The sequence below is a fragment of the Algoriphagus sp. Y33 genome, assembly GCF_014838715.1.
In the GTDB taxonomy this organism is placed as follows: Bacteria; Bacteroidota; Bacteroidia; order Cytophagales; family Cyclobacteriaceae; genus Algoriphagus.
On sequence record NZ_CP061947.1, the window covers coordinates 796,938 to 814,588 of the forward strand.

The following is a 17,651-nucleotide window of genomic DNA, read 5'->3' on the forward strand; positions in this document are numbered from 1 at the left end:
ATCACAACTGAAGTCCGCTCTGGTCATAAATTCTTTCCTTGCTAATGTCAGTGTCAATGGTATTTACCTAGGTCAATGAGGACACTAACTTTTGAATTTGCCTCATTTGACTTTGTTCCAATAGATCTTCAGGTTTTTGGTTGATCTGCCGGACGCGATCAGATCCAACTTGCCGTCTCCATCCAGGTCCGCAGCCTGTAAATCCTCACAGGCCATTCCGTTTTTATCTATCCACATTTCCTCATATTCTGAGAACGAGCCGCTTTTGGGTATAAAAAGTTTGATGCCGAACTCGCCAGCTTCGTTTGGTAAGCGCCATCCCACGGCGATTTGATCCGATCCCAAACCTAGAAAATCACCAACTGCAAGCGCATGACCGTCTTTGAGCTGGGTGTCAAGGATAGTTCTTTTTAGCTCTTTTGATTGTAAGTTTTGATCAAAACCTTCATACGCGACCAGCGTGGTACCATGCATCGGTTCGATAGTTGCCAGAAATTGATTTTGTCCAGATGCATTTCCTAAGCGTAATTCCCCCACACTTGGGTCTGTTGGGAGGTTTAATTTTTCTTTTTCCCAAGAAGAATTGGATTCTGTCAATAGATTAACTCCTTCTTTTCCTGCCAAAAGAATAGAATTATCCGAAGCCTCACCGGTTATATCCACATTATGGGTCAGGTGCATGCTTTCATCGATTACTTCATAGTGCCAATCTGTAGCAGGGTTTTCTGGAAATTTGTAAGCAATGACTTTTACTCCCGCACCTTCGCCGTTTGCATTTCCTCTGCCATGGAGAGGAACTACAATCAGATGAGCGGTATTACCATTCTTTACCCAGCGCATCCGATGTGTAGTAGGTTCATGTGGAAGAGGCCTTGCTTCCCATTTCGGATTGTGATCATCAGGAGGAATTAGATAAAATACAGCACCGGACCTTTCAGTATCCGAAGTTTCACCCGGATTCCATTGCGCCCCAACTGCGACTTCTACTTTTCCGTCTCCATTGATATCCTGGGCAGCGATACAGACATTGTCCGATTCGGTAAGGTTTTCGGCCATGACATGCTTTTTCCAGTCACCATTTCTATACCAGACAAAAGCCTTTTTATCGGCCAAAAGTATATCATCCATGCCGTCCCCATCCACGTCGCCAATAGCCAATCCGTAGCCGATGGAAATTTCGGAATCAAGGATTTGCGATTCAAAAACAGGTTCTTTCTCAGTTTGAAAGATTAGAAACAAGTAATAGATAGGAATGAAAAGCATGGTTTTCTGGGTTGTTGTCAGTCAAATATAATCGTTTTAGGTGCAAGATTGAAGTGGAGTTGGATTGTGAGAAATGCTGAACTGGATAAGAAGATTTGGTTCTTCTTAAGAGAGTTTCGACCGCGAACGAACAAAGCTGTTCGGTGTTTGCCGGTTCTAAAATTATAAATGTGCGAAATAAGCGATTAGAAGCATTTTTTTATGGCATAAAAGTAGAAACGTGCTCTGACATCTTCCTGAACTTTATCACAAGCCATGTTCCGAAACTACTTAAAAATTGCCTATAGAAATTTGATGAAGAATAAGGTGTTTTCTTTTATCAATATTCTTGGGCTCACCATTGGTACTACTGTCTGTATGATGATTTTTTTGTTCATCACAGACCAGTTTAGCTTTGATCAGTTCCATACCAAAAAGCAAAGTATTTACCGGGTGATGCGGGGTTATGATCCTGCCAAAGATAAGGTGCCTTATCTGTCTCCTCCTTATGCAACTGCATTGGTGAATGATTTTCCAGAGGAAATCACACAGGCAGTGAGGGTAATGGTTTCAAATGGCTTGGTCACTGTGGATGATATTGCCTTCAATGAAAAGAAGCTTTACATAGCAGATGAGGATTTTTTCGAACTGTTTGATTTCTCTCTGATTAAAGGAGATCCACATCGTGTGTTGGAGAACCCGGCCAGTGTGGTACTTACCGAATCTACAGCTAAGCGATACTTTGGGGATAGAGACCCAATTGGGCAGGTGCTTGAGGTGGACAAGAACCTGGAGCTGGTCGTGACAGGAATCGCCAAGGATATTCCTTCCAATTCTCATCTGGATTTTGATTTCGTCATCCCCCTTTCCAATTATGAAAAGGAGCCATGGTTTGACGTTTGGATCAACAATAACTTGTTTACCTATGTTTTGCTGGATGAAAGCACAGTTAAAGAAGATCTTGAGAGCCGATTTCCTTCCTTTATGGATAAATATATGGGGGATGAAATGGCAAGGTATGGAGCAAAATTTGATCTTGGCCTTACTCCATTAACGGATATCTATTTTGAGCCCAGCAGTTCCTTTGACAATGTGAGGCACGGGGATAAAAAGGTGGTTTACATTTTTCTGTCCATCGCTTTCCTGATTCTGCTTATTGCCTGTATCAATTTTATGAATCTCTCCACCATCCAGGCTGTGGATCGTTCCAAGGAAGTAGGCGTGCGTAAAGTCATGGGCGCGGCGCAAAATCACCTGACTTTTCAGTTCATCGGAGAATCCATTTTACTGACAGTTATTGCCTGTGTATTTTCCCTCTGCCTACTGCAGTTGCTGATGCCATTTTACAACAATCTCTTGGGCTATGAATTGACTGTTTCCTGGAAAAGTCAGTCTATTTACTTGTTTCTGGCTGGCGTAATCCTGGTTGCAGGTGTGTTGGCAGGTACTTATCCTGCGCTTTATCTGTCCAGATTTTCACCTATGCAGGCATTGAAAGGGAAACTGCGATTGGGTAAGGGAGGATTTCTTTTCAGGCAATCCCTCGTGGTGGTCCAGTTCTGTATTTCGGTATTTCTCATCATCGGAACCATCGTTATTATGCAGCAGATGGATTACCTCAGAGATAAAGAACTAGGATATGATAAGGAACAATCGGTCATTATGCCTATTGATAATGACAGCTTTTACACCAATAAGGAGTCTTTTAAAAAGGAACTTTTGAGCAACAGTACTATTGCTTCGGTTTCTTTAATGTCAGGAGAACCGGGAGGTTTTTTTGATATCCATAATTTTGAGGTAGAGGGTCATAATGACCAGATTTGGAAAGCCAGAGCTGAGTTTGCGGATTTTGATTTTGTGCAAACAATGGGTCTGAAAATCATTTCCGGAAGAGACTTTTCTGAAAAATATGCTTCAGATACTACCGATGCCGTACTGATCAATCGCACCGGCGCCGAAATGCTAGGATATACTCCTGACCAGGCGGTAGGTAAATGGATCAAAAACACCTTTCGTGATAAAGCAAGGCGGAATATAATTGGGGTGGTGGAAGATTTTAATTTTTTATCCCTGAAAGAAACCATGGATGCACTGGTCATCTCTCCGGCTGAAGACAGGCGGGTAGCTGTCATTAAACTTAGCGGGGACGATATTCCTTCGGCTTTGAATATCATAGAAAATACATATCAAAGAATTGCCCCTGATTATCCCTTTGAATACAGTTTTCTGGATCAGAAGTTTGATGTACTCTATAAAAAGGACATCAGGCAGCAGCAGGTTATCAGTATATTTTCCGGTTTGGCTATTTTTATTGCCTGCCTTGGATTATTCGGCCTGGCATCCTTCACCACAGCCAAGCGGACCAAAGAAATCGGTGTACGAAAAGTGCTGGGCGCTTCCACTTCGAGTATAGTGGGATTATTATCCAGAGACTTCGTCAAGTTGATTCTGATTTCAATTCTGATAGCATCCCCGGTGGGCTGGTATTTTATGGATCGGTGGCTGGAGAATTTTGCCTACAAAATAGATCTGGAATGGTGGTATTTTCTTGTAGCTGGCGTAGGCACTGTTATGATCGCCTTGATGACGGTGAGTTTCCAATCGATAAAATCTGCGCTGATGAATCCAGTGAAGAGTCTGAAGAGCGAGTGATGATAGTGTCTAGTACAGAGTAGATAGTGTCCGGTAGGTAAAACTTAGAACCAAGATCAAAAGAGTCAAGAGGATAGAGGAAAAAGGGAACTATGGAATCATTTTATAGACAGTCAAATTCGAGAAACCATGCTGAAAAACTATTTTAAAATCGCTTTTCGCAACCTGACGAGAAATAAGCTTTTCTCCCTGACAAATATTGTTGGCTTATCCCTTGGCTGCACCTGCACCATCTTTATCTTGCTTTGGGTGTACGATGAACTTACTTACGATAAGTTTCATGAAAACTATGGTGAGATCTACCAAGTGATGGCACATCGGGATTACAACAACCAGATTTTCACCGATAAAAACATGGTTTTTCCGCTTGCCTCCAGTTTAGAGCAGGAACTCCCTGAGGTGGAGAAGGCGGTAATGACCTCCTATGCGGAATCTCATATTTTAGGATATGAAGATATAAAGCAGCGTAAAAATGGGATGACAGTAAGCGAAAATTTCTTTGACATGTTTTCCTGGGAATTTCTTCAGGGAACTGCCCAGTCAGCTCTACCGGACCCCAGTTCTATTATTCTCACTGAGTCTGCGGCAAAAGCACTTTTTGGAGATGTGAATCCACTGCATCAAACGCTGAAGATTGATAATAACAAGGAGGTAACGGTCACTGCCGTTCTAAAGGATCTGCCGGGTAATTCCACCTTTCAGTTTGATTACGTCCATCTATTCAATTATTCAGATGAGAGCTTACAACAGGCTTTGACGAACTGGAGAAATTCATCCTGGAATGTCTTTTTGCAGATCCAGCCTGGAACCAACGCTGAGAAACTTTCACATAAAATCACAGACATAAAAATCAAGAACAATCCACCTGATAAAGAAATCAGTGAATATTTTGCCTTCCCGATGAGCAAGTGGCGATTATACGGGGAGTTTAAAGATGGGGTAAATACAGGAGGTATGATTTCTTATGTCCGCCTTTTTTCGATTGTTGCGGTGATAATTCTTTTGATTGCCTGTGTCAATTTTATGAACTTATCCACTGCCCGGTCTGAAAGGAGGGCGAAGGAAGTAGGCATACGCAAAACCCTGGGCTCGGGCAAAAAGCAGTTAATGCTGCAATTCTTTTTTGAGTCTATGATATTAACTTTGCTTGCTTTTATGGTGTCAGTGCTTACTGTTTACCTGTTGATGCCCTGGTTCAACCAGCTTTCGGGCAAGACTCTATCTCTGGATCTAAGTTCGCAGGTGTTTTGGATACTATCGCTAGCTGTTGTGACTTTCACCGGCTTGATCGCAGGAAGTTATCCCGCCATTTACCTGTCTTCTTTCAATCCTATAAAAATCCTAAAGGGGACATTCTTGGCTGGAAATAAGGCTGTAATGCCCAGGAACATTCTGGTAGTTGGGCAGTTTGTTATTTCGATTTTGTTGATTTCCTGTACACTCATTGTTTATCAGCAGATCCAGCATATCAAAAACAGGGATATAGGATATAACCCCGATAATCTCATTATGATTTCATCCTCAGATGACATCCAAAAGAACTTTTCGGGAATTAAGGATGAGCTTCTCAAAACAGGAATGGTGCAGGCAACCACCCGGACATTTTCGCCCATTACGAGTATCTGGTGGAGATCCCCATCGCCTGATTGGGAAGGCAAGCCCACAGATATCAACCTGCTTATGGCGGGCATGTATGCAGATGTTGACTTCTCAGAAACTATGGGAGTGAAAATGCTGCAAGGAACAGATTTTACGGGGATGCCAAGTGATTCATCTTCCTTGATCCTGAATTTGGCAGCAGTTGAGGCCATGGGGCTGGACGAGCCGATTGGAATGCAGATGAGGTATGGTGAATCTACTTATAACGTAATCGGTGTGACAGACAACATCGTCATGGATTCCCCATTCAACCCCGTAGATCCTATGATGGTATTTTTTGATCCTGCAACTACCTACTCAATCAGCATCAGGTTAAAAGAAGAGACTCCGGTTCAGGCTGGATTACAAACGGTGGAAGAAATATTTCGAAAATACAATCCTGCTGTACCATTCGAATATCGGTTTGTGGATCAGGAATTTGAGCTAAAGTTTTTGTCTGAAGATATGGTGAGCAAAATCATCACTGTTTTTTCAGGAATAGCAATATTTATCTGTTGTATTGGATTGGCAGGGCTTGCCTCTTTTACGATCGAAAAAAGGACGAGGGAAATCGGTGTCCGCAAGGTTTTGGGTGCTACCGTATCACAGGTTCTACTACTGGTATCCAAGGACTTTCTGAAGCTTGTGCTGATTGCATTTATCATTGCCGTACCGTTTGCATACTGGCAAATGAACAATTGGCTGGATAGTTACACTTATCATATTTCCATCAGTATTTGGCTATTTGTAGTAGTAGGGATAGCAGTGATGCTACTTTCTTTAATCGTAGTTAGCCTGAATTCCCTAAGGGCAGCTATTACCAATCCTGTGGACAGCCTTCGGAGTGATTAAAAGACCACGTGTTTTCTCTAAAGGAGATAAGTAAAGGCAAAGTATGGATTCTGCAAATAGTTTGAAGAATGTGTACAATACAATCGGTTTAGCATTTACTCCATCAGGTATTCTTCCATATTATTGGGATGTACTATGCTTGTAATGGCATCGGGATAGTTTGCCGTAAAAGTCTGGGGAAAGCGAACTTTGTGTTTTTCCGACCATTTTAATTCAAAAGCATGCAAGCTGTCTGATGTTTCCTCGATAAGGTCTATTTCCTGTTGTTGTGTTGTACGCCAGAAATACAATTTTGTCCCTGTTTTTTGGTATTCGTGGTATTTTTTACGCTCTGAAATGAAGAAGTTTTCCCACAGTGACCCTACATCCATCCGGTTATTTAATTGTCCGAAATTATTGATTACAGCATTCCTTATCCCAACATCATAAAAATAAACTTTCTTTCCTTTTTTGATCTCATTTCGCACATTTCTGCTAAAAGCAGGTATGACGAATACCACATATGCTTTCTCCAGCAATTGGATATATTTTTCTATTGTGCTATTATCCGCACCAACCAATTGTCCAAGTTCCTGATAGGAAACCTCACTTCCAACCTGTAAAGCCAGAGCCTTGACCAATTTCTCCAATAATGCGGGTTTCTTTACCTGCTCTAGTATTAGCAGATCCCTGTAAAGATAACTTTCAGCCAATAGCTTCAGCAATTCAATTTCCTCTCTGGGTTTTACTACTATTTCAGGATAATACCCGAATAGTAAACGCTGGTCTAGCAGCCGCCTTTCTTCCAATAATCCATGGTGTTTGCACATCTCCGAAAAACTGAGGGGGAAAAGCATAAACTCGTATTTCCTTCCGGTAAGTGGCTCGTTGACACGGTTTGCGAGTTCGAATGCGGAGGAACCCGACGCAAGGACCTGTATTCCTTTCAACTGATCAGTGATGATTTTGAGCGTTAGCCCTATTTCTGGAATCCGTTGCGCCTCGTCAATAAATATGATTTTATTTTCGCCGATCAGAGCCTTAAGTTTTGTAGAAGTTGTATTTGATAATAGCTCTCGGGTATCCGACTCATCTCCGGTAAAGTATATCCATGGCTGACCAATTTCTCCCAACACTGTTTCTATCAACGTTGATTTCCCTGCTTGGCGTGGCCCGAACAATAAGATCGCTTTTCCTTTAAACAAGCGACTTTTGATAGTGTTTTCAAGGTATCGTTTGATCTGCATTTTCAATTGAATTTTGTCATCAGTTAAAAAAACAAGTATGATTCTAGAATCAAATCTAAAATTACCATAATATTATTAGATTCAAACCTAAAAATATTATAATAATTCTTGATTCAAATCGAAAATTACTATGCAAACAACCCTGACAACCTTTAGAATTATGAAGGCTGAATAATAAATAATGAAGATTATGCAACCAATTAACCTTGAGACGGTTTGAAGCCGTAGTAGATTTTCTAATGCATAATTAGGGTTTAAGGAAAGGTGGTCGGTTGAGGATCAGGCCACAGTGATATAGACCAGGGCAGAGTGTGATCCAAGAAGTTAGTTCAGTAAGCCAATAAACGGCCACAGGAGATCACCGCAATCCAAACGGCAATTGAGATTAGTGCAGGTATTTTAAAGCGTAGGGAAAGGGAGTGTGAAATATTTGGATCAATTTGACCTTTGTAAACAAATTTGTGAAATACGAGAGCGTTTAGTGCTGCCACAATAAGCAATGACACCTTTAACCAGAAGGTTGGATCCAAACCCAGCGTTTCGGCATTGGTGATAAATAATAGTAATCCCGAAGGAATCACCAAAATTAACCCACGCTGAGACCAAGGTAATAGGTAACGGGACATACCTGCCAAGGGTAGATTTTTGGAAAAACCCAATAGGCGGAAATCAAATAACAACGCAGCACCGACTAGAAGGACAATACCCAGAATATGGATAATTTCCAAAGCCGGATACATCCATAAAGATTGACGGATTGCAGACGCCCAAGTTGAATTCTCAAGCCAGTGAAGGTATTCGGTCACGGTTATCTCAACTCGTACTTTTTGCCATCTATGTATATGGTTTCAGCTCGCATTTCTCCCTTTTCTGTTTTATGAGGGTATGCGATAATTCTTACAGAAGTACCTTTTTTGATCATTTCTGCAGATAGTCCGCGTGCAGTCATCCGGCTTGCAGGAGCGAGAATGACCGTCCAGAGTTCATCCTGATAGTTCATCTTAGCTATTGTATGAGGATTCTCAAAAGTGGATTCTTCAATGGTGGATTCAAAATCCAGAACCTTTGTCTGGTCATAGTTAGCCCATCCATGATGCAGATACACAAAGGAGACGCTTAGAATAAATATTAGTAGAAGTGACGTGTTTTTTAAGTAAATCATGGCCATTTGGAGTTTGATATAACTTAAAATTAACAAAAAATTCTGTGTAAGTTACTTGTAATCAGTCTATTTTGATAACAAATTGTTTGATGGTTTTGTCGAATTATCAATGGTATTCCATAGGATTTAGATGCTGGGGTTTTAATTGCTTATTCCTTTTTGATCCGATCCCTATTTGCTTTCCAAGGAATTTCTGCTGCTGGTTCTAATAGCCTTTGGGATTACGGTTCCCATTACCTACATGGCGTTGGAAAGTTGGCTCCAGCAGTTTGCCAACAGGATAGAAATAGGGATGGGTACATTTTTGATTTCAGGAGTGGTTATTTTGCTGATATCCGGTTTGATCCTAAGTTTTCAGATTATTAAAACGGCTATGATAAATCCGGTGAAGAGTTTGAAGAGCGAGTGAAGATAGTATCAAGTAGCTAGAGCCAAGAGTCAAGAGCTAAAGATTTCGGATTCCGAAGATAGTTGTAGAAGGCCCACGGTCAACAGTCCACAGTTTTCAGTGGAATAAAATTTAAGGGCTGAAAGCCCGGATTATCAAAGCCCAGCCCACCGGGCTGGGTGAAAAGAGGAAGAAGCACAATTCAAGCTCTGAAGGAGCGGAATATTGACGATCATGGAATTCCAGACCATAAGTTGGAAATTGGAGGAAGACTCTGCTCCTTCTTCAGCGTATTCACTGACGGTTTTGGAATTGTGATATTGGCAGACCATGGATTCAATTCAGTCTAGAATCCATGGTCTTAACCCCAAAGCATTTTCAAAAATCCTAATCGGTAACTTTCACATAAGTAGTGAATTCCATACAATCGAAAGAATTTTCTGGACAGATAAAACGGAGTTCGGAAAAGTCACTTTCAATTTTATAAGAAATCTCGGAAGTATTTTCACTTGGTATTAGAGCTTCCTTCGGAAAAAAAGTATTGTCATCAACATATGCGGGGTCATCATAATCGCGGCTAAACAGGACTTCCTCTGTCATGATAACGATGTTGTCTTGAACTTGATAGGAGCCGTCTGCAATACCTCTGAATCCCATATTTTCACCTGTCTCCATAGTTCTGGCACTCATCTCCATGTGAAAAGTACCATCTTCCTTAAATTCAATAAAGTGATAACTTTCGTAGAGTCCATTTACTTCAAAAATTTGTTCCCATCTACCTGCCATTTTATTAAATGAATCCGGCTCCTTATTTTCTTGGCAAGAAAACGATACAATAAGTAATGCAAGAATAAATAGAAGTCTGATTTTCATGGTTTTTGGGTTTTGGTTAAAGTGAAAATTTTGTCTTATAGGATTTTGAGAGGCTATTTTATACGTGACAGATTCAAGGATTGCAATGCTACAAATATCAAGTTTTAATTCATCCTTAATTCACATATTCCAATTTCAGTATTCGCAATGACGTTTTTCTGGTTTTTTTTCGATAATAAAGTTGATTCATTCCATGATGGGTAGCGAGGACTCTGATCCCGCAGCTTAACTCACTTACTTTTATTCCAATAGATCTTGAGATTCTTGGTAGATCTGCCTGATGCAATCAGATCCAACTTGCCGTCTCCATCCAGGTCCGCAGCCTGTAAATCCTCACAGGCCATTCCGTTTTTATCTATCCACATTTCCTCATATTCTGAGAACGAGCCGCTTTTGGGTATAAAAAGTTTGATGCCGAACTCGCCAGCTTCGTTTGGTAAGCGCCATCCCACGGCGATTTGATCCGATCCCAAACCTAGAAAATCACCAACTGCAAGCGCATGACCGTCTTTGAGCTGGGTGTCAAGGATAGTTCTTTTTAGCTCTTTTGATTGTAAGTTTTGATCAAAACCTTCATACGCGACCAGCGTGGTACCATGCATCGGTTCGATAGTTGCCAGAAATTGATTTTGTCCAGATGCATTTCCTAAGCGTAATTCCCCCACACTTGGGTCTGTTGGGAGGTTTAATTTTTCTTTTTCCCAAGATGAATTGGATTCTGTCAATAGATTAACTCCTTCTTTTCCTGCCAAAAGAATAGAATTATCCGAAGCCTCACCGGTTATATCCACATTATGGGTCAGGTGCATGCTTTCATCGATTACTTCATAGTGCCAATCTGTAGCAGGGTTTTCTGGAAATTTGTAAGCAATGACTTTTACTCCCGCACCTTCGCCGTTTGCATTTCCTCTGCCATGGAGAGGAACTACAATCAGATGAGCGGTATTACCATTCTTTACCCAGCGCATCCGATGTGTAGTAGGTTCATGTGGAAGAGGCCTTGCTTCCCATTTCGGATTGTGATCATCAGGAGGAATTAGATAAAATACAGCACCGGACCTTTCAGTATCCGAAGTTTCACCCGGATTCCATTGCGCCCCAACTGCGACTTCTACTTTTCCGTCTCCATTGATATCCTGGGCAGCGATACAGACATTGTCCGATTCGGTAAGGTTTTCGGCCATGACATGCTTTTTCCAGTCACCATTTCTATACCAGACAAAAGCCTTTTTATCGGCCAAAAGTATATCATCCATGCCATCGCCGTCCACATCGCCGATAGCCAGCCCGTAGCCGATGGAAATCTCCGAATCGATAATTTGCGGCTCAAAAAGAGGTGCTTTCTGAGTTTGAGAGGTCAGAAACAAGTAGACAATGGAGATGTAAAACATGTTTTTTTGGCTGGTACTCTTTAAATATAAGGGGTTTAGGAGAAAAACCGAAGGACTTGATATTTTATGAAAAATGAAATAAGGATTGAAACTTAGCTTTAATTCGAATGATGAGATTTCGCCCGAGAGCGAACAAAAATGTTCGGAGTTTAATTTATCTAAAATTAGGAAAGGCTGAATTGAGCGTTAATAAGCATTTTTTTATGGCATAATTGTGGGAATTAGCGCAGGGAATTTCCTGACCTCTATCCAAAACTATGCTTCGAAACTACCTTAAAATAGCCTGGAGGAACATACAGAGAAACAAGGTTTTCTCATTTGTCAATATCGGCGGACTATCGCTTGGCTTGGCTTGCTGTATGCTGATTCTGCTTTACGTGAAGGACGAAGCAAGCTTTGACAGATTTCATGAAAATGGTGAAAATCTCTATCGGATAAAGGTCACCATGTCCAATGCTGAGGGTTCAAATACCATAGCAAGCACCAACGCTATTCATGGTCCTACATTTCAGGAGGGAATTCCCGAGATCAAGGAGGTAATCCGCACCCAAAGCCAGCCTTTCGTGATGAGAAAGGGAGACGAGCTGCTTAGCACCAATGTCTTGTTTGCTGATCCGGAATTTTTCGGGGTCTTTACACTTCCGCTGCTTTATGGAGATCCAAGTGTTGTGCTTACTGATATTGGTTCTATTGTGATTACGGAGGATATGGCAAGGAATTATTTTAACACTACCGATGCCGTGGGGAAAGTGATAGAGCTTAAGGTCAGAGAGGAATTCAAGCCGTTCACTGTATCGGGAGTGGCCAAAACCATCCCCCAAAATTCATCGCTTCAGTTTGATTCTGTGATCTCTTTTGCCTTCCAGGAGGTAAATGGCTGGACAGATACGGAATGGTTGGGATTTTATATGAATACCTTCGTCCAGTTGGATGAGCGGGCTGATTTGGAAGAAGTTGCGGATAAAATGAATAGGGTTTTTGAGCAAAATTCGGCGAAGGAACGTGAGGATTCTCCCGGGTTTGACAGCAAGATAAGTTTTGGATTGCAGCCCTTTATGGATATCCATCTGGATTCGGAAATCGGCAGCGGGAGAAATGGACTGGAGAAAGCAAGTAGCCCGGTATATTCTTACATATTATCCGGCATAGGATTGTTTTTGTTGGCGATTGCCTGCATCAATTTTGTGAATCTGGCGGTAGCAAGGTCTCTCAAGCGGGCAAAAGAAATCGGGATCAGAAAAGTAATCGGCAGCCATAGAAGACAGTTGATTTTTCAGTTTCTCACCGAGTCTTATTTAATGACATTCATTGCTCTGGTGTTGGCATTTATTCTCACCCAGCTTTCTCTTCCATTTTTCAATGAGTTAGCCGATAAGCGACTGGAGCTTTCTTATTTGTTGGATTTCCAGCTGATTACCCTTTTTGTTGCTTTGTTTGGAATCACTGGTTTGGTGGCAGGATTTTATCCGGCTCTGATGCTTTCAGGCTTCAGCCCATCGAAGAGTTTGTATAATCGGGCGAAGCTATTGCAGCAGAACTTCCTGACCAAAGCCTTGGTCGTATTTCAGTTCACAATTTCTATTTGCCTCGTCGTTGGGACTATTGTGATTTTCAGTCAGTTCAACTACCTGACTAAGGTAGATCTGGGATACAACGATGATAATCTGATGAAACTGAGCGGTCTTCGCGGTATAGATGATGGCATAAGTGGAATCAAACAGGAAATCCAGTCCCTTCCGGGTGTAGAATCCGTGGGTGGATTTAATGGGAACTATAATGGAACAGGTGCCAAAGTAGGGAATAGGCAGATAGATTTTGGCTACATAGGCGTAGACGATGATTTCTTAAACACGCTCGATATTACGTTAGTGGAGGGGAGGAATTTTTCTGTCGCGCACAGTACTGATCCCAGCGATGCGATTATAGTGAATGAGGCGTTTTTGCAGGAATTGGGTTGGACTTCCGGTGTGGGCAAAGAGGTGGACTTTGAGTGGAAAAATAAGAAGATGAACATCATCGGTGTAGTGGAAGACTATCACTATGCATCCCTCAAGGAGAAAATAGCTCCTCTTGTGATGACGCAAGATCCTAACTACGGGCTGCAATCACTTTTCATCAGACTGAATCCAAACAATACAGTCGAGACAATCAAATCCATTGAGACATTATTTAGAAAGTTTGTGCCCTATATGCCATTTTCCTACAGCTTTGAGGATCAGAATAACCTAATGAAATATGAGCGGGAGCAAAAGTGGAAGCAGATCACAACGATTGCAGCTATGCTCTCCATTTTCGTGTCCTGCATCGGACTGTTTGGTTTGGCGGCTTTCAATGCCGAGTCCAGAATCAAAGAAGTAGGCGTTCGCAAGGTTTTGGGAGCTTCTGTGGCCAGCATTGTGGCCTTGCTTTCTTCGGATTTTGTGAAATTGATTCTGATCGCCATAATGGTGGCATTTCCCATTGCTTACTATGGATCTACTATTTGGTTGCAGGAATTTGCCTATCAGATTGAAATCCAATGGTGGTTCTTCGGACTTTCAGGATTCTTGGGGATTGCGGTGGCTATGCTGACAGTAGGATTTGAAGCATTCAAAGCAGCGCTTATGAATCCTGTGGATACGCTGAAGAGTGAGTGATGATAGCATCTAGTAACGAGTATCTGGTATCAAGTAGGTAGAACCGATAACTAAGAGCCAAGAATTAAAAAATTTAGAATGAATGATTAGGCTAACCTGATTTTTCAATTTTCCAATTTTAATTTAATAAAACGATGCTAAAGAACTACCTGAAAATCGCCTTCAGAAATATTAGGAAAAACAAATTGTTCTCCTTTCTGAATATTGCCGGACTGTCCATAGGCATGGCGGTTTGTATTCTGATTTTGCTATTTGTGAATTATGAGCGGGATTTTGATAGCATACACACCAAAAATATCTATCGTCTCAATGAGGTGCAGAATTGGGAAGGTATGGTTGCTCCCCAAAAAGTAGCATTGACTATGATGCCGATGGGACCAACATTGAAAGAGGAATTTCCAGAAGTGATAAATTATACCAGATTTGCTCCTGAAAATGAACTGCTCCTTCGCCATGGCCAGGAACAAATAACATTAAATAATACGCTTTGGGCTGATTCCAGTTTTTTTCAGCTTTTTGATTTCAAATTAGAGGAAGGAAACCCTTCCACTGCTTTAGTACAGCCAAATAGTTTAATCCTAACAGAAAGTAGTGCTCAACGAATTTTTGGTAAGGAATCGGCTTTAGGTAAAACCTTGTCTAAAGCTAATCAGGATACGGTTTCTTATACTGTTACTGGGGTGATTCAGGATATCCCTGAGAATTCCCATTTGCAATTTGAGGGATTAACCTCATTCAGCTCTCATTTCGCACCGGACGATCTTGGAAGTTGGGGACCCAACTGGTTCACAACTTACTTGGAGTTAGCCGACGGAACAGACATTCCGAGCTTGGAAGCCAAGTTGCCTGATTATATGATATCACATATGGGTGAGGGGGCGGATGAAGCTTTTACTCTCTATCTACAAGGTATAGGCGATGTGCATGCAGGTTCCTCGGAGATTACTCATGACTATATCAACTTTAAGAAATTTGACAGAGCATATACCAATATCTTCTTTTACATCGCATTGATCGTTCTTTTTATCGCCGGGATCAATTTTGTGAATTTATCTTCTGCCAAATCCGTGAGTCGGGCCATGGAGATAGGTGTAAGGAAAGCTTCTGGCGCATCCAAGTCTCAATTGTACCTACAGTTTATTGGAGAATCAATTATGATAAGCCTAATGGCTATGGTACTGGCTGCAGTTTTCGTATCCCTTGCTCTTCCATTTATGAACGAATTCAGTCAGCGGCAGCTTGAATTTCCGTTATTCAGGGAGCCAATATTTTTAGGCTCAATGCTATTTGGGGCTGTAATGGTAGGAATCCTTTCTGGTTTGTACCCTGCGCTTTACCTTTCTAATTTTAATCCGGTGAAGGTTTTGAAAGGCGCTCCAGTCACAGGGAAAAGGAAGGCTGATTTTAGAAATGTATTGGTTGTGGTACAATTCAGCTGTGCTATTTTCCTGATTATTTCCACTTTGTTTGCCTCTCGTCAGGTGAGGTTTATGCAGGAAAAAGACTTGGGTTTTTCCCATGAGCAGGTAATCATAATCCCATTTGGGCAACGGTTTACAGAGCGATATGAGACGCTAAAGCAGTCTTTGCTTGGAAGTTCGCAGGTGCAGGAAGTCACCGCTTCAGGTCAGCGACTGGGAAACAACCTTCATCAGACAGGAATCACATTTCATGGGGCTGGGCCATCAGTAAACCTTGCTACCTCACAAGTGGTGGTGGATCCTGACTTTTTGGATGTTTATAAGATAGAGTTGATTGCAGGAAGAAACTTCAATGACAGCAAAGGGGATAACGGAAATACCTATATGATCAACGAATCTCTTGCAAAAGAGCTTATTCTGAAGGATGGAGAAGGAAAGGATATAGAGTCATTGATAGGTTCTCGGTTTGGGTTTAGCGGAATGGATTCGGCAGGACGATTGGTGGGGGTTGTGAAGGATTTCAATTTTAATTCTCTGCATCATAAAATAGAAACGTTGACAATTTTTAATCAGCGCAACTGGGGCTTTGAAGAGGTATCTGTAAAATTGAGTGGTGAGAACATACCTGAAGCTCTTGCCCAAATCGAGTCCATCTGGAATACGCAGATGCCGGAGAGGGAGTTTGAATATCAGTTTCTCGATGATCACTTCGCGGAATTATATCGGGCCGACCGGACAGTCAACAGCATTGTAGGCATGCTGACGGGGCTTTCTATTCTGATTTCCTGTTTGGGGCTATTTGGTTTGGTGTCATTCACGTTGGAGCAGCGGATAAAAGAAATAGGAATCCGAAAGGTTTTGGGAGCTTCCGTGACGACTGTAGTTGCAATTCTCTCCAAGGACTTTATCAAACTGGTTTTGGTTGCGATTGTAATTGCAGTTCCGGTTTCTTGGTATGTGGTGAATCAGTGGATTCAGGATTTTGCCTATAGAATAGATATTGAATGGTGGGTATTTGCAGTCTCGGGTCTGGTTGGTGTACTGATTGCCTTGGCGACGGTAAGTTCCCAGGCGTTCAAAGCCGCACTTATGAATCCGGTGAAGAGTCTGAAAAGTGAGTAGGAAAGGAAGTATGAATTGTGACATTTTCAAATATATCAGGGATGCAAAATATAGTGGACCTGAGCCTCCGGTAATTTATGCTAATTGAATGATTCTTGGAGCTCTGCGAAAAGTTCTTCATCGGATTCCCATTCACCGGAAATAAAGGTAATTACCCGGCGACGGATTTCCAGTGATTTGATCAGTAACCCACAAATCTGTGAGGCATTTTTCTGTAAGTTTGGATTTTCATGACTAAAGGATAGATTGTTCAGATTCGAAACGTTCAAGACATACATTGATATCCGTAGTATTGTTTAGATGAAAAATCAAACTGAATATCCGGACAAAAAGAATCTATACTGTAGATACTTAAGGGACATTTGAATTATTTGTAGATCGCCAAACCGAATCAATACCGGTAGTCCTAAAAATGCTGCAGGGATCATCTGAGCGAAGCTATTTGTAATATGGCGGAGGAACAGCTTTAGCGTATAAGGTCGATACAAATTGTTAAAAGATCGACTCTTTTTATTATATTTCTATAAGTAGAAGAATTATCGTGATTTGTATCTATAAAGCAACAATAATTAATTTATTTTTCTATAATGTCAGTAATTGTCACAAGAATTGGAGAATTCGCTTTCCGAAGCAAAATAAGCATCCGAACTATCGAATCTGCCATAGGATCTGCCAACGGCACTCTTTCCAAGGCTGTAGGAACCGAAAAAGATGTACAGACCAGATGGATTGTACGGTTCATGGAAAAGTACCCCGAAGTGAATCCTGCCTGGCTTTTGACGGGGAAAGGGGAAATGTTGAACGCGAACTTATCTGTGGCCCGTGATATGGTGGAAGAGCCCAAAGAGGAATGGGTGACTAAAGAGGCGGTACGCCAAAAGCAGGAAGTAATCGAGGCACTGAAAAAGCTTGTGGACTCTATGGAAGGGCAACTTAAAGACAAAGAGCGACTGATCCACATGAAGGATCAATTAATCAGGGAACTGGAGGGGAAAGGTATTTAATCCGGAATATGCTTTAGCGGCTCTATTGCTAACATATCCGATGT

At 41.6% G+C, this 17,651-nt stretch carries 14 protein-coding genes; 7 read left to right on the forward strand and 7 right to left on the reverse strand.

Annotation, left to right across the window (positions count from 1 at the left end; genetic code table 11):
* Positions 1–102: 102 nt before the first annotated feature.
* A complete protein-coding gene (locus ID165_RS03370; RefSeq protein ID WP_192348983.1) occupies positions 103–1,263 on the reverse strand; it encodes an FG-GAP-like repeat-containing protein in 1,161 nt (386 codons plus the stop codon).
* 255 nt (positions 1,264–1,518) lie between these two features.
* On the opposite strand from ID165_RS03370, the gene ID165_RS03375 reads away from it, so the two are divergent.
* Complete coding sequence (locus tag ID165_RS03375) at positions 1,519–3,894, forward strand: ABC transporter permease (protein WP_192348984.1); 2,376 nt, start codon at positions 1,519–1,521, stop codon at positions 3,892–3,894.
* 129 nt (positions 3,895–4,023) lie between these two features.
* Positions 4,024–6,384, forward strand: coding sequence for an ABC transporter permease (locus ID165_RS03380; protein ID WP_192348985.1), 2,361 nt, complete (start codon positions 4,024–4,026; stop codon positions 6,382–6,384).
* Between the two features lie 95 nt (positions 6,385–6,479).
* Here the strand turns inward: ID165_RS03380 and ID165_RS03385 are convergent, their stop codons facing one another.
* From ID165_RS03385 to ID165_RS03395, 3 genes are all read right to left on the reverse strand, one after another.
* Positions 6,480–7,610: an ATP-binding protein gene (locus ID165_RS03385; RefSeq protein WP_192348986.1), complete on the reverse strand. Its 1,131-nt coding sequence runs from the start codon at positions 7,608–7,610 to the stop codon at positions 6,480–6,482.
* A 329-nt stretch (positions 7,611–7,939) separates the two neighbouring features.
* A complete protein-coding gene (locus tag ID165_RS03390; protein WP_192348987.1) occupies positions 7,940–8,416 on the reverse strand; it encodes a DUF6644 family protein in 477 nt (158 codons plus the stop codon).
* Positions 8,417–8,418: 2 nt separating this feature from the next.
* A complete protein-coding gene (locus ID165_RS03395) occupies positions 8,419–8,772 on the reverse strand; it encodes a DUF6152 family protein (RefSeq protein WP_192348988.1) in 354 nt (117 codons plus the stop codon).
* Between the two features lie 175 nt (positions 8,773–8,947).
* Between ID165_RS03395 and ID165_RS03400 the strand changes: the two genes are divergently transcribed.
* Together ID165_RS03400 and ID165_RS03405 are read left to right on the forward strand one after the other, a co-directional pair.
* Complete coding sequence (locus ID165_RS03400) at positions 8,948–9,181, forward strand: hypothetical protein (RefSeq protein ID WP_192348989.1); 234 nt, start codon at positions 8,948–8,950, stop codon at positions 9,179–9,181.
* Between the two features lie 158 nt (positions 9,182–9,339).
* Positions 9,340–9,510 carry a hypothetical protein gene (locus tag ID165_RS03405; protein WP_192348990.1) on the forward strand — a complete coding sequence of 57 codons (171 nt, stop codon included), beginning with the start codon at positions 9,340–9,342 and terminating at the stop codon, positions 9,508–9,510.
* Between the two features lie 37 nt (positions 9,511–9,547).
* Here the strand turns inward: ID165_RS03405 and ID165_RS03410 are convergent, their stop codons facing one another.
* Positions 9,548–10,033, reverse strand: coding sequence for a hypothetical protein (locus ID165_RS03410; protein WP_192348991.1), 486 nt, complete (start codon positions 10,031–10,033; stop codon positions 9,548–9,550).
* A gap of 230 nt (positions 10,034–10,263) precedes the next feature.
* The gene (locus ID165_RS03415; RefSeq protein WP_192348992.1) at positions 10,264–11,424 is read right to left on the reverse strand and encodes an FG-GAP-like repeat-containing protein; all 1,161 of its coding nucleotides are present in this window, start codon (positions 11,422–11,424) and stop codon (positions 10,264–10,266) included.
* Between the two features lie 257 nt (positions 11,425–11,681).
* On the opposite strand from ID165_RS03415, the gene ID165_RS03420 reads away from it, so the two are divergent.
* Both ID165_RS03420 and ID165_RS03425 read left to right on the forward strand, forming a co-directional pair.
* Positions 11,682–14,060: an ABC transporter permease gene (locus tag ID165_RS03420; RefSeq protein ID WP_192348993.1), complete on the forward strand. Its 2,379-nt coding sequence runs from the start codon at positions 11,682–11,684 to the stop codon at positions 14,058–14,060.
* Between the two features lie 134 nt (positions 14,061–14,194).
* Positions 14,195–16,603 (forward strand): ABC transporter permease, encoded by a 2,409-nt coding sequence (locus tag ID165_RS03425; RefSeq protein ID WP_192348994.1) that lies wholly within the window; start codon positions 14,195–14,197, stop codon positions 16,601–16,603.
* Between the two features lie 80 nt (positions 16,604–16,683).
* Here the strand turns inward: ID165_RS03425 and ID165_RS03430 are convergent, their stop codons facing one another.
* Complete coding sequence (locus tag ID165_RS03430; protein ID WP_192348995.1) at positions 16,684–16,881, reverse strand: hypothetical protein; 198 nt, start codon at positions 16,879–16,881, stop codon at positions 16,684–16,686.
* A 309-nt stretch (positions 16,882–17,190) separates the two neighbouring features.
* Here ID165_RS03430 and ID165_RS03435 point away from each other — a divergent pair, with 309 nt between their 5' ends.
* A complete protein-coding gene (locus ID165_RS03435) occupies positions 17,191–17,607 on the forward strand; it encodes a hypothetical protein (protein WP_192348996.1) in 417 nt (138 codons plus the stop codon).
* Positions 17,608–17,651 lie beyond the last annotated feature (44 nt).

Bases quoted from the DNA above. Each gene is read 5' to 3' on its own strand.
- ID165_RS03370 (WP_192348983.1), bottom strand. From the start codon at position 1,263: ATGCTTTTCATTCCTATCTATTACTTGTTTCTAATCTTTCAAACTGAG.
- ID165_RS03375 (WP_192348984.1), top strand. From the start codon at position 1,519: ATGTTCCGAAACTACTTAAAAATTGCCTATAGAAATTTGATGAAGAAT.
- ID165_RS03380 (WP_192348985.1), top strand. From the start codon at position 4,024: ATGCTGAAAAACTATTTTAAAATCGCTTTTCGCAACCTGACGAGAAAT.
- ID165_RS03385 (WP_192348986.1), bottom strand. From the start codon at position 7,610: ATGCAGATCAAACGATACCTTGAAAACACTATCAAAAGTCGCTTGTTT.
- ID165_RS03395 (WP_192348988.1), bottom strand. From the start codon at position 8,772: ATGATTTACTTAAAAAACACGTCACTTCTACTAATATTTATTCTAAGC.
- ID165_RS03410 (WP_192348991.1), bottom strand. From the start codon at position 10,033: ATGAAAATCAGACTTCTATTTATTCTTGCATTACTTATTGTATCGTTT.
- ID165_RS03415 (WP_192348992.1), bottom strand. From the start codon at position 11,424: ATGTTTTACATCTCCATTGTCTACTTGTTTCTGACCTCTCAAACTCAG.
- ID165_RS03420 (WP_192348993.1), top strand. From the start codon at position 11,682: ATGCTTCGAAACTACCTTAAAATAGCCTGGAGGAACATACAGAGAAAC.
- ID165_RS03425 (WP_192348994.1), top strand. From the start codon at position 14,195: ATGCTAAAGAACTACCTGAAAATCGCCTTCAGAAATATTAGGAAAAAC.
- ID165_RS03430 (WP_192348995.1), bottom strand. From the start codon at position 16,881: ATGTATGTCTTGAACGTTTCGAATCTGAACAATCTATCCTTTAGTCAT.
- ID165_RS03435 (WP_192348996.1), top strand. From the start codon at position 17,191: ATGTCAGTAATTGTCACAAGAATTGGAGAATTCGCTTTCCGAAGCAAA.